This is a genomic window from Aestuariivita sp., assembly GCF_049276915.1.
In the GTDB taxonomy this organism is placed as follows: Bacteria; Pseudomonadota; Alphaproteobacteria; order Rhodobacterales; family Rhodobacteraceae; genus Aestuariivita.
Window position 1 is genome coordinate 1 of sequence record NZ_JBASXK010000054.1, and the last position, 13293, is coordinate 13293.

General features: G+C 60.6%; 16 protein-coding genes. 10 read left to right on the top strand and 6 right to left on the bottom strand.

Going from position 1 to position 13293, the window contains the following annotated elements:
- Positions 1-390 precede the first annotated feature (390 nt).
- Entirely contained in the window at positions 391-1215 is an 825-nt protein-coding gene (gene mazG / locus WAO69_RS05685; protein WP_422177085.1) for a nucleoside triphosphate pyrophosphohydrolase, read from the bottom strand.
- A gap of 63 nt (positions 1216-1278) precedes the next feature.
- Here mazG and WAO69_RS05690 point away from each other — a divergent pair, with 63 nt between their 5' ends.
- From WAO69_RS05690 to WAO69_RS05705, 4 genes are read left to right on the top strand one after another with little or no spacing between them, the layout of a single operon-like run.
- On the top strand, positions 1279-2442 hold the full coding sequence (locus WAO69_RS05690; protein WP_422177086.1) for a M20 aminoacylase family protein: 1164 nt from the start codon (positions 1279-1281) through the stop codon (positions 2440-2442).
- A 46-nt stretch (positions 2443-2488) separates the two neighbouring features.
- A complete protein-coding gene (speB, locus tag WAO69_RS05695) occupies positions 2489-3448 on the top strand; it encodes an agmatinase (protein WP_422177087.1) in 960 nt (319 codons plus the stop codon).
- The gene (speB, locus tag WAO69_RS05700) at positions 3445-4392 is read left to right on the top strand and encodes an agmatinase (RefSeq protein WP_422177088.1); all 948 of its coding nucleotides are present in this window, start codon (positions 3445-3447) and stop codon (positions 4390-4392) included. The genes speB (WAO69_RS05695) and speB (WAO69_RS05700) overlap by 4 nt, the downstream gene beginning before the upstream one ends.
- Before the next feature lie 54 nt (positions 4393-4446).
- The gene (locus WAO69_RS05705) at positions 4447-4863 is read left to right on the top strand and encodes a DUF1499 domain-containing protein (protein WP_422177089.1); all 417 of its coding nucleotides are present in this window, start codon (positions 4447-4449) and stop codon (positions 4861-4863) included.
- Here WAO69_RS05705 and WAO69_RS05710 read toward each other — a convergent pair.
- A complete protein-coding gene (locus tag WAO69_RS05710; RefSeq protein ID WP_422177090.1) occupies positions 4789-5106 on the bottom strand; it encodes a hypothetical protein in 318 nt (105 codons plus the stop codon). The genes WAO69_RS05705 and WAO69_RS05710 overlap by 75 nt on opposite strands.
- Positions 5107-5167: 61 nt before the next feature.
- Between WAO69_RS05710 and prfA the strand changes: the two genes are divergently transcribed.
- The 3 genes from prfA to WAO69_RS05725 all read left to right on the top strand — a co-directional run bounded on the left by prfA (position 5168) and on the right by WAO69_RS05725 (position 7858).
- Positions 5168-6223: a peptide chain release factor 1 gene (gene prfA, locus WAO69_RS05715; RefSeq protein ID WP_422177091.1), complete on the top strand. Its 1056-nt coding sequence runs from the start codon at positions 5168-5170 to the stop codon at positions 6221-6223.
- Positions 6220-7068: a peptide chain release factor N(5)-glutamine methyltransferase gene (prmC, locus tag WAO69_RS05720; RefSeq protein WP_422177092.1), complete on the top strand. Its 849-nt coding sequence runs from the start codon at positions 6220-6222 to the stop codon at positions 7066-7068. Before prfA ends, prmC begins: the two co-directional genes overlap by 4 nt.
- Positions 7069-7294: 226 nt before the next feature.
- Entirely contained in the window at positions 7295-7858 is a 564-nt protein-coding gene (locus tag WAO69_RS05725; RefSeq protein WP_422177093.1) for a DUF4167 domain-containing protein, read from the top strand.
- A gap of 17 nt (positions 7859-7875) precedes the next feature.
- On the opposite strand, the gene hpt is transcribed toward WAO69_RS05725, so the two are convergent.
- Positions 7876-8418, bottom strand: coding sequence for a hypoxanthine phosphoribosyltransferase (gene hpt / locus WAO69_RS05730; RefSeq protein WP_422177094.1), 543 nt, complete (start codon positions 8416-8418; stop codon positions 7876-7878).
- A gap of 76 nt (positions 8419-8494) precedes the next feature.
- On the opposite strand from hpt, the gene WAO69_RS05735 reads away from it, so the two are divergent.
- On the top strand, positions 8495-8950 hold the full coding sequence (locus WAO69_RS05735) for a type II toxin-antitoxin system RatA family toxin (RefSeq protein ID WP_422177095.1): 456 nt from the start codon (positions 8495-8497) through the stop codon (positions 8948-8950).
- Here WAO69_RS05735 and WAO69_RS05740 read toward each other — a convergent pair.
- Genes WAO69_RS05740 through WAO69_RS05750 form a run of 3 tightly spaced genes read right to left on the bottom strand, consistent with a single transcriptional unit; the run spans position 8947 to position 11047 of the window.
- On the bottom strand, positions 8947-9420 hold the full coding sequence (locus tag WAO69_RS05740; protein WP_422177096.1) for a CinA family protein: 474 nt from the start codon (positions 9418-9420) through the stop codon (positions 8947-8949). The genes WAO69_RS05735 and WAO69_RS05740 overlap by 4 nt on opposite strands.
- Complete coding sequence (locus tag WAO69_RS05745; protein WP_422177097.1) at positions 9417-9911, bottom strand: phosphatidylglycerophosphatase A; 495 nt, start codon at positions 9909-9911, stop codon at positions 9417-9419. The genes WAO69_RS05740 and WAO69_RS05745 overlap by 4 nt, the downstream gene beginning before the upstream one ends.
- Positions 9908-11047, bottom strand: a complete 1140-nt coding sequence (locus WAO69_RS05750) for a bifunctional 2-C-methyl-D-erythritol 4-phosphate cytidylyltransferase/2-C-methyl-D-erythritol 2,4-cyclodiphosphate synthase (RefSeq protein WP_422177098.1) — start codon at positions 11045-11047, stop codon at positions 9908-9910. The genes WAO69_RS05745 and WAO69_RS05750 overlap by 4 nt, the downstream gene beginning before the upstream one ends.
- 180 nt (positions 11048-11227) lie before the next feature.
- On the opposite strand from WAO69_RS05750, the gene dusB reads away from it, so the two are divergent.
- Positions 11228-12211: a tRNA dihydrouridine synthase DusB gene (dusB, locus tag WAO69_RS05755; protein WP_422177099.1), complete on the top strand. Its 984-nt coding sequence runs from the start codon at positions 11228-11230 to the stop codon at positions 12209-12211.
- On the top strand, positions 12208-13287 hold the full coding sequence (locus WAO69_RS05760) for a two-component system sensor histidine kinase NtrB (RefSeq protein ID WP_422177100.1): 1080 nt from the start codon (positions 12208-12210) through the stop codon (positions 13285-13287). Before dusB ends, WAO69_RS05760 begins: the two co-directional genes overlap by 4 nt.
- The last annotated feature ends 6 nt before the right edge of the window (positions 13288-13293 follow it).

Consider the following 13293-nt stretch of genomic DNA (forward strand, 5'->3'; position numbering starts at 1 on the left):
ACGAAAAGTTATTACAAAATGCCAGATCAATAAATACTTTTGTTGAGCGGCGAAAACTTAGACCAATCGGCTATGCTCCTTTCCCCCCTGCGCGGTGGCGGCACCCCCGCGGGCTTTTTCTCAGAAATAGCCCCCGGTTTCAATCGGGGTGGGCCGAGGAGCGATTGATGGTGAGGTCGACTGGGCAAGGGCCTGTATGCGCAGAAAGCGAGGTGCGGGGTGCGACTAGCGACTGCCCCGCGCCAAAGACAAGGAGACGACGCATGGACGACACGGACGTGATTTTGACCGTAACCCCACCTCGGGTTAGTCAAAACGAAAAAGTTTTACCTCAATATGCACATTTCCTCAATAAAGCACCGAATCCTGCAGGTGCCCGAAGCCTGGCGCTCAGCGATCTGAATTGCGTTCGGCAGCTTTGGCCGCGTCCCACAGTGCGTCCATCTCATCGAGGGTACTGTCTTCGGGACGTTTGCCCTGTTGCGCCAATGCGGTTTCGACAAACCCGAACCTGCGGATGAACTTTGCATTGGTGCGGCGCAGGGCGGCTTCGGGCTCGACGCCAAGATGGCGACCCAGATTGGCGAGAACGAACAGAAGATCGCCGAATTCTTCTTCGACCTTGTCCGTCGTCAGTCTGTCGCGCGCTTCGACCAGCTCGGCGGCCTCTTCGGTGATCTTGGCCAGCACATCGCCCGCATCGGGCCAGTCAAAGCCCACCCGCGCGGCGCGTTTTTGCAGCTTGTAGGCGCGCAGCAGGGCGGGCAGGCCAACGGCCACGCCGTCCAGCGTGCCTTTCTGGGCTTTTCCGGCACGCTCGGCGGCCTTGATCGCCTCCCAGTCGCGGGTCTGCTGTTCTGCGGATTTGTCCCGGCTTTCATCGCCAAACACATGCGGATGGCGCGCTACCATCTTGTCCGAAATCGCACGCACCACGGTTTGAAAGCTGAAGCGGCCGGCTTCCTCTGCCATCTGGGTGTGATAGACGGTCTGCAGCAACAGATCGCCCAATTCGCCTTCCAACTCGCCCCAGTCCGCGCGTTCGATGGCATCGGCCACCTCATAGGCTTCCTCGATGGTGTAGGGCGCGATGGAGGCAAAGTCCTGCTCGATATCCCAGGGACAGCCCGTATCGGGGTCACGCAGGCGGCGCATGATTTCAAGCAGCCGTTCGATACCGGCGTCCTGGTCGTGGATAAGAGGGTCGTCGGGCATTGCGGGTGGCCTCGGTCTGGTGTCAGATGCATGTGACGCAAACCTCAACCGTGAGTCCACCCCATGCCCGTGATCAACTCTATCGCTGCCATTGCCCCTGAGATGGCACAATGGCGTCAGCACCTGCACACGATCCCCGAACTGGGGCTGGAGTGCCCGAAGACAGCCGCATTCGTTGCAGATCGACTGCGCGAGTTCGGAGTGGATGAGCTGCATGAAGGCATCGCACAGACAGGGATCGTGGCGATCATCAACGGGCAGGGCGAGGGGCCGACCATTGGCTTGCGCGCAGATATGGACGCGCTGCCCATCACCGAAGAAACCGGCGTGCCCTATGCATCGACCCATTCGGGCCGGATGCATGCCTGTGGGCATGATGGACATACGGCCATGCTGCTTGGTGCCGCCAGGTATCTGGCCGAGACGCGCAATTTTTCCGGCCGCGTGGCGTTGATCTTTCAGCCCGGAGAAGAGGCGGGCGGTGGCGGCGAAGTCATGGTGCAGGAGGGCATCATGGATCGCTTTGATGTGTCTCAGGTCTATGCGATGCACAATGCTCCGCTGCTGGAAACGGGGACATTTCACACCAATCCCGGCCCCATCATGGCGGCGGCGGATACGTTCCACATTCATCTGACCGGCAAGGGCGGACATGGTGCGCGCCCCCATGATTGCATTGATCCGGTGGTGGCGGCCTGTTCGATGGTTCAGGCCTTGCAAACGATCGTGAGCCGAAACCTCAAACCAGCCGAGCGCTTGGTGATCTCGGTCACGCAGATCCACACGGGTACCACCGATAACGTGATCCCCGAGACAGCCTATATCAACGGCACGGTGCGCACCTTTGACAAGGAGGTGCAGGCCATGGTGGTGCGACGCATGCAAGAGATCGTGGACGGGCAGGCGGCCTCTTTCGGGCTGGAGGCGCGGCTGGAGTTTGAATACGGATATCCGCCCACGATCAATACGGCAAACGAGGCCGTCTTTGCGCTGGGTGTCGCGGCCGAGATTGCTGGCGAAGACCGCGTTGTCGGCGACAAGGAGCCGGTCATGGGAGCCGAGGATTTCTCGTATATGCTCGAGGCGCGGCCCGGGGCCTATCTGATGCTGGGTCAGGGCGAGGGGGCTGGCGTGCATCACCCGAAGTACAACTTCAATGATGAGATCGCGCCCGTGGGCGCATCCTTCTTCGCCCGTCTTGTCGAACGCGCGCAGCCATTGCGGTGACGCGTTGCGCCAACCCTACCCAATTCTCTGAAAGGACAGGCCCGATATGGCTTTGGAAGATGCAAGGAAACAGGTCGATCAGGCGTTTACGCGAGAGGATCTGAAAGGGGCGAGCTTCGAGAACAGCTTTGGCGGGGCGACCTCTTTCCTGCGCCGGCGGTATACAAAGGATCTGACCGGCGTAGATATCGCCATCACCGGTGTCGCGTTCGACCAGGCTGTGACCAACCGGCCTGGCACCCGATTGGGGCCAAGGGCGATCCGTGAAGCCTCGGCGTTGCAGGCGTTTGATCCTCCCTATGGCTGGCCCTTTGATGTGATGGAGACCTGCGCGATCATCGATTACGGAGATCTAGCCTTTGACTATGCCAACATTCCGGCGTTTCCGGCGGCACTGACCGAACATATCCGCGGAATTCTTGCAGCAGATGTGGCCAGTGTCACCCTGGGCGGGGATCACTATATCTCGTTCCCGATCCTCAAGGCCTATGCCGAAAAATTCGGGCCGATGTCTCTTGTCCAGTTTGATGCCCATTCCGATACATGGGCTGATGATGACATGGACCGGATCGATCACGGCACGATGTTTTACAAGGCCGTCAAGTCGGGGCTCGTGGACCCTGCGCGGTCGGTTCAGGTGGGTATTCGCACGACCAACGAAGACAATCTGGGTGTGCCCACTCTGGATGCGCGCTGGGTGCATGAAAACGGACCTGCGGCGGCTGTCATGCGGATCAAGGAGATTGTCGGAGATCACCCGGTCTATCTGAGCTTTGACATAGACGGTCTTGATCCGGCGTTTGCGCCGGGGACAGGCACGCCGGTCTGGGGCGGGCTGCATTCCTGGCAGGCGGCGGCGATTCTGCGTGATCTTGCCGGAATAAACATAAAGGGTGGAGATATTGTCGAAGTATCGCCTCCCTTCGATACCACCGGTGCCACCGCCATTGCGGGGGCGCATGTGGCCACTGAACTCTTGTGCCTGCTGGGATGGCATCTGCGATGACTGAACCGAACCAACCGATAAGCGGCAATGATCTGGCGCGGTTCTCGGGGCCGAACACCTTCATGCGCCTGCCACAGGCAACGGCGCTGGACGGGCTGGATGTCGCGATACTGGGGATTCCGATGGACATCGGCACCTCCTGGCGGTCAGGCACGCGGTTCGGGCCCAAGCAGATCCGCGCCGAAAGTGCGATGATCCGCCCCTATAACCTGCAGACCGGCGCGGCCCCGTTCGACAGCCTGAACATGGCTGATATCGGCGATCTGGCGATCAACACGTTTTCACTGTCAGACAGTCTGCGGATCATCCAGGAAAGCTATGGGCGGATCCTGACCAATCCTGCCATTCCGGTTGCCATGGGGGGCGATCATTCGATCACCCTGCCGATTTTGCGCGCGATTGCCAAAAAGCACGGCCCTGTTGCGCTGGTGCATGTGGATGCGCATGCCGATGTGAACGAAGAGATGTTCGGCGAACGTGAAACCCATGGCACTGTCTTTCGCCGGGCTTGGGAAGAGGGGCTGATCGAGCCGACCAAGACCTATCAGGTGGGCTTGCGCGGAACCGGTTATTCGGCTACCGATTTCACCGAAGCACAGGGCTGGGGCTTTCAGATGTGGCTGGCACCGGATTTGTGGCATCGCTCGCTGGTGGAACTGGGTGCGGAAATACGTCGCGATATCGGCAATAGGCCAACCTATGTGAGCTATGATATTGATAGCCTGGACCCGGCCTTTGCGCCGGGGACCGGGACGCCAGAGATCGGCGGTCTGACCACGCCACAGGCGATGGAACTGATCCGCGGGCTCAGGGGCCTGAACATCGTTGGTTGCGATATGGTAGAGGTTTCTCCGCCCTATGACCCGTCTGGCAACACGGCCCTGACGGCGGCAAACCTCCTGTTCGAGCTGCTCTGTGTGCTCCCTGGCGCAACATACAGATAATAAAGGCGCACCTGACGCACAAAATCGGGTGCGGACAGGCAGATGGGACGGTTCATGACAGCAATTTGGGTTTTGGTGGCCGTGATCGTGGTCGCCATGGGGTACATCCGGCTTGCGCCCAGCGATGTGGCGCGCTGGAATGTTGCCCCGGATGTAACCGAGAACGTGGATATGCCAAGCGGCGTCAGGCGGCTGTTGAAGGCCGAGCCGGCAACGCTTGGCCAGCTGGATGCAATCATCCGCGCCACACCGCGCACGCATGTTCTTGCAGGATCGCTGGACGAGGGATTGATCACCTACATCACGCGCAGCCGGATCATGGGGTTTCCCGATTACACGACGATCCAGGCCGACGGCGATTCAATCAAGATCCATGCGCGGTTGCGCTTTGGAAAATCAGATATTGGAGTGAACCGAGCCCGTGTTGATCAGTGGCTTGCGCAGCTCAAACAGGTCCAGACCGGGAGCTAGCTGAGAGCTGAGACAGCCTTGGGACACCTCGCGCCACATCGGGACATTCAGCGACATCTGGCATTGCGCCATGAACATGCGGCCATCGACCTGCAGGCAGATCGTTTCTCCCAGTTCGACACGCGCACCGCCGGTGTCGGTGCAATAGCAGTCAATCGTCTTTCCGCCGGGCCCAACCACATCGGACCAGGCAGCCGAGCCGGTGACCGTCAAAACAACAGATAGAACAGCGATCCCTTTCATGACGACATCTTACCACAGCCCGCGCACTTGACCAAACCCCCTTAACTGCTCAGAAGGCCGCATGATCCCCGAAGACCGCCTTATGCAGATTGTTCAACGGTTCCAGTTTCTGGAGGCGAAGATGGCTGCCGGCACGGATGGCGCGGATATTGCGACGCTGGCGCGCGAGTATTCCGATCTCAAGCCGGTCGTGGATCAGATCGGGACCTGGCAGCAGATTCGCCGGGATATCGAGGACGCCAAGGCCATGCTGGATGATCCCGACATGAAGGCCCTGGCAGAAGAAGAATTGCCCGAGTTGGCCGCGCGTCTGCCCGAGGTGGAGCATGCATTACAGCTTGCGTTGCTGCCTCGGGATGCGGCGGATACGAAACCCGCGATTCTTGAGATCCGGCCCGGCACGGGGGGCGATGAGGCGGCGCTGTTCGCGGCGGATCTTTTGCGAATGTATCATCGCTATGCTGAACGCCGGGGCTGGCGGGTCGAGATCATCGAAGAACAGATGACGGAACTCGGGGGGGTCAAGGAAGTCATTGCGCAGATCAAGGGCGAGAACGTCTTTGCGCGCATGAAATACGAATCCGGCGTGCATCGCGTGCAGCGTGTGCCCAGCACTGAAAGCGGCGGGCGCATTCATACTTCGGCGGCCACCGTGGCTGTGTTGCCCGAGGCGGAAGGGGTGGATATCCAGATCGACGCCAATGATCTCCGTATCGACACGATGCGTTCATCCGGGGCCGGGGGGCAACATGTGAACACCACCGATTCGGCGGTGCGCATCACGCATATCCCGTCCGGAATCGTTGTGACGAGTTCGCAGAAGTCCCAGCATCGCAACCGCGAGATCGCGATGGATGTTCTGAAAACCCGGCTTTTTGATCTTGAGCGGCAGCGTCAGCATGACGAACGCTCGGCAGATCGCGCCGCGCAAGTCGGCACCGGTGACCGATCGGAACGGATTCGCACCTATAACTTCCCGCAAGGACGGATGACCGATCACCGGATCAACCTCACGCTCTACAAGCTGGACCAGATCCTGCAGGGTGATCTTGACGAGGTGATCGATGCGCTGGCCGCAGATGCTCAGGCGCGTCTGTTGGCGGATATGCAATCATGACGACCGCCGCCGAGGCCATGGTTGCGGCCACAGCGCGCCTCAGGGCGGCCGGGGTCTCGGACCCGGCGCGGGATGCGCGGGTTCTGCTGGCGCATGCGGCCCGGATCGAGGCGTCGCGCGTGACGTTGATCGCGCCCGAGGATCTGGAGCCCGAGATCGAGGAACGCTATGATCAGCTGATCTCACTGCGCGCTGTGCGCGTGCCGGTTTCTCATCTGTTGGGGGAGCGGGATTTTTATGGCCGCAGGTTCAAGATCAATCGCGAAGTACTTGATCCCAGACCAGAAACAGAGACTTTGATCGAGGCCGCATTGGCACAACCCTTTACCCGCCTGCTGGATCTGGGCACCGGTTCGGGGGCTATTCTGGTAACGCTTCTTGCGGAAAACCCCGAGGCCACGGGGCTGGGCATCGACCTGAGCGAAGCGGCCTGTCTGCAGGCGGCAGCCAATGCGGTGCTGCACCGTGTTCAGTCGCGAGCCGAAATCCTGCAGTCTGACTGGTTTGGTGCGGTATCAGGATCTTTTGATCTGATCGTGTCGAACCCGCCCTATATCGCGGCGGAAGAAATGCCCGGCCTTGAAGAGGAAGTGCGCCACCATGAACCGGAAATGGCCCTGACCGATGGCGGCGATGGTCTGAGTGCCTATCGCGAGATCGCGAGGTCAGCCCCGCATCATCTGGCTCAGGGTGGCAGGCTGCTGGTTGAAATCGGGCCCACACAGGGCGCGCAGGTGATGGAAATCCTTGCTCGATCGGGGTTCACGGACCTCAATTGCCTGCAGGATCTGGATCGTCGCGACCGGGTTGTGGTGGCCCGGATCGGCAAAGATATGCGTGAGTGACAGGAAAAAGAGCGATTTGCGCGACTTTTCACTGAAAAATGCTTTTGGGCTCTTGTCTGAAAGGTCAGGACATGCTTACTCAGGGATGTTCGCCAACGCAGCGCCTCTGGCGCGCGGGCAGACCACCTAATCCGAAAAGTCGTGCAATCGTCGTGGCTGATCAAAGCGCAAGGAACGCGACAAAATCGGGTTTCGTTACAGTTCACATAAGGCTGACTATAGTTACATGAGATCTTCCAAGTCACGCTCGCGGACAAAGTCGAACCGCAACCGACCCTCTGGCGGCAACGTCGTCAATCGGGTGTTTGATAGTTCCGGTCCCGAAGGCAAAGTGCGCGGGACTCCGCAGCAAATCATTGACAAGTACAACCAGCTTGCTGGCGACGCCCAGCGTGCGGGTGATCGGGTCGCGGCCGAAAACTTTCAGCAACATGCCGAGCATTACCTGCGCTTGCTGAGCGAGGCGCAGCGCGAGATGGACAGCCGCCGGGAAGAGCAGGAGCGGCATAACCGCGAACGCCAGGCGGAACGCGATCGCGACCGCCCGGATCGCCCGGATCGTGACGGCGATGGACATCAACCCCAGGCTCAGTCTCAGCCCCAGTCCGAGAACGAGCAAGGCTCATCCGGTCTGGAACTGGCCGATGAGGACAGCTCGGATGGTGATAGCGGGTTGGTGGAAACGCCCGAAGCCTCTCCGAAAAAGCGCCGCAAACCGCGCCGCAAACCATCCGAAGCAGGTCCAGAGGCCGAAGCTGCACCCGGTGGATCTTCTGAAGCAGCCGAGTAAGCGCCTGATTTGACTGCTTACGCGTCAGTAAAGCGAACCTTGCCGATGAAGGGCAGGTTTCTGTTTCTTTGGGCAAAATCGATTCCATAGCCCACGACAAACTCATCCGGGATCTCAAAGCCGATCCAGTCGGCGCGAATGTCGACCTCGCGCCGCGACGGTTTGTCCAGCAGGGCAATGGTGCGCAGTTTGGCAGGTTTGCGGCTGAGCAGCAGGCGCGTCACATGGGCCAGAGTGAATCCCGTGTCCACGATATCTTCGACCACCAGCACGTCGCGGCCTTCTATGGCACCGCGCAGGTCCTTGAGGATTCGGACCTCCCGGCTGGTTTCCATCCCGTCGCCATAGGACGAGGCCTCAAGGAAATCGACCTCGACCGGCAGATCCAGCTCACGCACCAGATCGGCGATGAATACAAAGCTGCCCCGCAGCAGGCCGACGACAATCAGCTTGTCCGTATCGGCGAATTCGGTGCGAATGTCGCGGCCAAGTTCTTCGATCCGTGCGGCGATTGACTTGGCCGAGATCAGTGTGTCGATGACATATGGCCGCTCTGGCATGGCTTACCTCTTGATTTTGCGGGCCAACCATAAGACATGAGCGCCCCAAGTCACGTGAAGAAAGCTATGTTTTTCCATGCCAACACATTCCGAGACGCGCAGCCTGCCTTACACCGCCCAGCAGATGTATGATCTGGTGGCGGATGTGGCGCTTTATCCGGAGTTCTTGCCATGGTGTGCAGCCGCGCGCATCCGCCGGATCGTGCCGGAAGGAGATACCCGGAGGATGGAGGCTGATCTGGTGATCTCGTTCAAGGTATTTCGCGAGAAGTTTGGCAGCCGGGTGATCTTGCATGACGCGCAGAAGCGGATCGACACCGAATACCTGGACGGGCCATTTCGATACATGAAGTCGACCTGGGCCTTTCGCGATGTCGAGGGTGGGTGCGAGGTGGATTTCTTTGTCGACTTCGAGTTTCGCAATGCTGTTTTGCAAGGCATCATAGGCGTTGTCTTTAACGAGGCGATGCAGCGCATCGTGCGTGCCTTCGAACGCCGGGCGAATGATCTTTACGGGCGCGGCGCGGCCTAGAGACTGTTCAGCGCATCCCCGAGCATCTTTAGTGCATGATCGCGCGCCGCCATACGCACGCGTTCGCGCCCCAATGCGCCGAACTCGACCGTGTGCGTGCGCGTTGGCGCGCCATGCGTGGCAAGGCCAAAGCATACCCGACCTTCGGGCTTGTGCTCGGAGCCGCCGGGACCAGCGATGCCGGTGATGGACACGGCAAGCTGCGCATCGGAATTTCTCATGGCTCCTTCGGCCATTTCTGCTGCCACTTCTTGCGAGACAGCGCCGAAACTGGAGAGTGTCGTGGATGAAACCCCCAGCATCGCCTCTTTGGCGGCATTGGAATAGGTGACAAAGCCTCGATCCACGACCGCAGATGACCCGGCAATGTCGGTAAGGGCGGCAGAGACCATTCCGCCAGTACAGCTTTCCGCTGTGGCGATCATGACGTGTTTTTCTTTCGCGCTATCAATAATTTGTGCGGCGTTCATAAGCCAAGAAACCCATGGTAGAGTCCGGCCAGAACCGCCACGCAGAGCGCTGCCAATGCGCCGGCGATCACATCGTCCAGCATGACTCCGAACGCGTCCTTGCGCCGGTCGGCCCAGCCCACCGGGCCGGGTTTGAAGATGTCGAAGGCGCGAAACAGAACAAACGCGGCAATACAGCCGGGCCAGAGTGCCGTGATGGCGATCTCGTGCTGCGTTGCAGGCCAGGACAGCGCCCAAAGCGCGAGCCATTGCCCGGCGACTTCGTCGATTACGATTTCGGAGGGGTCGTGATCGTCCATGCCTCGGGTCGCTTCGGCCGTTGCCCACCAGCCCAGAAAGAATACAACCAGCGTGGCGGCGGCCAGCAAGGCAAAGCCCCCAACCATGTGCAGGCCCCATGCCATCGGCAGGGCGGCCAGCGATCCCCAGGTTCCCGGAGCGGGGCGCAGGGTGCCCACGCCAAAGACGGTGGCGATAAGCCGGGGAATCATGCCGAAACCAAAGCGACGGTGGCGAGCGAGGCGATACCTTCTCCGCGTCCCGTAAAGCCAAGCCGCTCGGACGTCGTCGCCTTGACCGAGATCTGGCCCATGTCCAGACCCATCAGCCGCGCCATTTCACGGCGCATGTCACTCGCATGGGGTCCGATCTTGGGAAACTCGCAGACCAGCGTGCAATCCACGTTGCTGATCCGATAGCCGCGCGTCACGGCCAGTTCTACGGCATGGCGCAGGAATATCTCGCTTGCAGCGCCTTTCCATTGTGGATCGGAAGGCGGGAAGTGCTGGCCGATATCGCCATCCGCCAGCGCGCCATAGATCGCATCTGTGACGGCGTGCATGCCCACATCCGCATCCGAATGCCCCTGCAAGCCGCGGTCGAATGGCACGCGTACGCCGCAGAGCATCACATGATCCCCCTCTCCAAAGCGGTGCACGTCATAGCCATTGCCCAATCTGATATCCATGTTCCGTCCCAGTATCTGTGCCGCCCGGTCAAAATCCTCGGCGCGGGTGATTTTCAGGTTGTTCTCATCGCCGGGCGTGATCGTGACCGTAACGCCAGCGGTGCGGGCGATCTCAACATCATCCGCGGCGTCAGTGGCAAAGCGGCGGTGCGCATTCAGGATGACTTCAAGGTCAAAGCCCTGCGGGGTTTGTGCACGAAAAAGACCCTCGCGGTTGCAAGTGCCCGCTACGCGCCCGTCCTGTCCTTGCCAAAGCGCGTCTACCACCGCCAGTGCAGGTGCTGCGGCTGGACCGCTTTTCAGCGCGCTCAGCACGCCGTCGATCACATCGCGGCTGACGCAGGGGCGGGCAGCGTCGTGGATGAGGACCTGATCGAACCGCCCCTCCAGCGCCTCCAGCCCCGCCAGCACCGAGCCACGCCGCGTCTGTGCGCCGGTCACGATCTCAAGGCCTGTGTCCTGGGGCCAGGGGGCGGTTTCCAAGTCATCGGGATGAACGACCAGAACCAGATGGCTGATGTCCGGGTGGTTGTGAAAGGCGGCGAGCGTATGCGCTACAACCGTCTGTCCCGCAAGAGCGCGCCATTGCTTTGGCATGCCCCTTCCGGCGCGGGTGCCGCGTCCGGCGGCAACGATGATGGCGGCTGTGGTCTTGGGCACGGGTGCGTCCGAATTTGCGTATCGCGTCTTGTGTAGGCTGCAGGCGCGAAAGGGACAATCCCCAGGTGGGATTGCCTAATTTTTAGGCGGGCGCTGGATTTTGCACCATTCAGCCCCACGTCTCCATTGAGAGCCGGTGCTCTGCGCACTAGCACAGACATACAAACAAGGTTTTTGCCCGTGCCGATTCACCTCTCCACAACCAAGCTTACGCCGCCGGTTTTCCTGGCACCCCTTGCGGGGATTACCGATCGCCCCACGCGGGATCTGGTCGCGTCGTTCGGTGCGGGCCTTGTTGTGAGCGAGATGGTGGCAAGCCAGGAAATGGTTCAGTCCAAACCGGGCGTGCGCGAACGCGCCGAGATCGGCGCGGATGTGGCGGGGACGTCGGTGCAGATAGCCGGGCGCGAGGCCCATTGGATGGCCGAGGCGGCGCGGCAGGTGGCGGCGAACGGCGCGCGGATCATCGACATCAACATGGGTTGCCCGGCCAAGAAGGTGACCAATGGCTATTCCGGCTCGGCGTTGATGAAGACGCCGGATCACGCCTTGAGCCTGATCGAGGCCGTTGTCGAGGCGGTCGACGTGCCGGTGACGCTCAAGACGCGGCTGGGATGGGATGATGATTGTCTGAACGCTGCCGATATCGCGCGCCGGGCAGAAGATGCCGGGGTGCAGATGATAACGATTCATGGCCGCACCCGATGCCAGTTTTACAAGGGGCACGCTGACTGGGCCGCGATCCGCCCGGTGGTCGAGGCGGTAGATATTCCGGTGATTGCCAATGGTGATATCGTCGATGCCGTGACAGCGCGGGGCGCTCTGGATCAATCCGGTGCAGCGGGTGTGATGATCGGGCGGGGCGCGCAGGGGCGTCCGTGGGTTCTGGCACAGGTGGCCCACGCGCTTCATGGCACGCCAGCCCCCGAAATCCCGACCGGTGCCGATCTGGTGCGCATGATCAGCGATCACTACGAGGCAATGCTGATGTTTTATGGACAGGACCTGGGTCTGCGCGTCGCGCGCAAGCATCTGGGCTGGTACATGGATGACGCAGGTACCGACCCGGGGCTTCGCCGCGCGATCCTGACGGCGCGGGATCCACAAGAGGTGTTGCGGTTGCTGCCCGACGCGGTTGCCCGGCCGGATGAGGTTGCTGCATGAACTCGGACAAGTCCATCTGGGCCTCTCTGCCGATCCCGGCCTTTCTGATCGACAGTGATGACCGCATCACGGATGTGAATTCAGCCGGCGAAGGGTTTCTGAATGCCTCTGCACGCTCTGTGCAGGACGTGCCGGTCTGGGATCTGATTGCCGTTGATGCCCCTCTGGAGGAAGCATTGCAGCGCGCGCGCCTCAATGGCACGCCGCTGTTTGTGAACGATGTGGATGTGGGCACCGGGAACCGGGCTCCCTTGCAATGCGCGTTGCAAATCGCGCCGCTCGTCAATCATCCGGGCATGATGATCCTGATGATTTCGCCGCGCGAACTGGCCGGTCGGATGACGCAGAGTCATTCGGTCAAATCCGCCGCGCAGTCTGCGATCGGCATGGCGGAAATGCTGGCCCATGAGATCAAGAATCCCCTCGCTGGTATCACCGGCGCGGCACAGCTTCTCAGCATGAGCCTCAGTCAGGAAGACCTTGAACTCACAGATCTGATTGTGGCCGAGAGCCGCCGCATCGTGAAGCTTCTGGAGCAGGTCGAACAGTTTGGAAACCTCTCGGCTCCTGACCTGAAGCCTGTCAATATTCATGATGTGCTGGACCGAGCACGCCGTTCGGCGCTGTTGGGGTTCGGGGCGCATATGCGCATCATCGAAGACTATGACCCCTCGCTGCCGCTGGCCTATGGTGATCCGGACCAGTTGCTGCAGGTGGTGCTGAACCTGCTCAAGAACGCCTCGGAAGCGGCCGGGGATGTTGGCGGCGATATCCGCATCCACACCTATTTCGAGCACTCGTTCCGCCTGCGCCGCAGCGACGGATCGGGGCATTCATTGCCGCTTCAGATCGAAATAATCGACGATGGCCCCGGCCTGCCTGACGCCATCAAGGCTGACATTTTCGATCCGTTCGTGTCGGGCAAGGAAAATGGCACCGGGCTGGGGCTGGCTTTGGTGAGCAAGATAATCTCTGACCATGATGGTTGGATTTCCGTGACGTCCGTACCTGGGCGCACCGTGTTTCGCCTGTCCTTGCCGCGCGCTCCGCGCGGTGAGGCGGCTTTAGGAGGATAGACGCGC

What these genes read in the sequence shown, in the direction of transcription:
- WAO69_RS05745 (WP_422177097.1), bottom strand. Translation starts at nt 9,911, where the DNA reads ATGATTCCCCGGCTTATCGCCACCGTCTTTGGCGTGGGCACCCTGCGC.
- WAO69_RS05740 (WP_422177096.1), bottom strand. Translation starts at nt 9,420, where the DNA reads ATGAACGCCGCACAAATTATTGATAGCGCGAAAGAAAAACACGTCATG.
- WAO69_RS05710 (WP_422177090.1), bottom strand. Translation starts at nt 5,106, where the DNA reads ATGAAAGGGATCGCTGTTCTATCTGTTGTTTTGACGGTCACCGGCTCG.
- speB (WP_422177087.1), top strand. Translation starts at nt 2,489, where the DNA reads ATGGCTTTGGAAGATGCAAGGAAACAGGTCGATCAGGCGTTTACGCGA.
- WAO69_RS05760 (WP_422177100.1), top strand. Translation starts at nt 12,208, where the DNA reads ATGAACTCGGACAAGTCCATCTGGGCCTCTCTGCCGATCCCGGCCTTT.
- hpt (WP_422177094.1), bottom strand. Translation starts at nt 8,418, where the DNA reads ATGCCAGAGCGGCCATATGTCATCGACACACTGATCTCGGCCAAGTCA.
- prfA (WP_422177091.1), top strand. Translation starts at nt 5,168, where the DNA reads ATGATCCCCGAAGACCGCCTTATGCAGATTGTTCAACGGTTCCAGTTT.
- WAO69_RS05705 (WP_422177089.1), top strand. Translation starts at nt 4,447, where the DNA reads ATGACAGCAATTTGGGTTTTGGTGGCCGTGATCGTGGTCGCCATGGGG.
- mazG (WP_422177085.1), bottom strand. Translation starts at nt 1,215, where the DNA reads ATGCCCGACGACCCTCTTATCCACGACCAGGACGCCGGTATCGAACGG.
- WAO69_RS05690 (WP_422177086.1), top strand. Translation starts at nt 1,279, where the DNA reads ATGCCCGTGATCAACTCTATCGCTGCCATTGCCCCTGAGATGGCACAA.
- WAO69_RS05725 (WP_422177093.1), top strand. Translation starts at nt 7,295, where the DNA reads ATGAGATCTTCCAAGTCACGCTCGCGGACAAAGTCGAACCGCAACCGA.
- WAO69_RS05735 (WP_422177095.1), top strand. Translation starts at nt 8,495, where the DNA reads ATGCCAACACATTCCGAGACGCGCAGCCTGCCTTACACCGCCCAGCAG.
- prmC (WP_422177092.1), top strand. Translation starts at nt 6,220, where the DNA reads ATGACGACCGCCGCCGAGGCCATGGTTGCGGCCACAGCGCGCCTCAGG.
- speB (WP_422177088.1), top strand. Translation starts at nt 3,445, where the DNA reads ATGACTGAACCGAACCAACCGATAAGCGGCAATGATCTGGCGCGGTTC.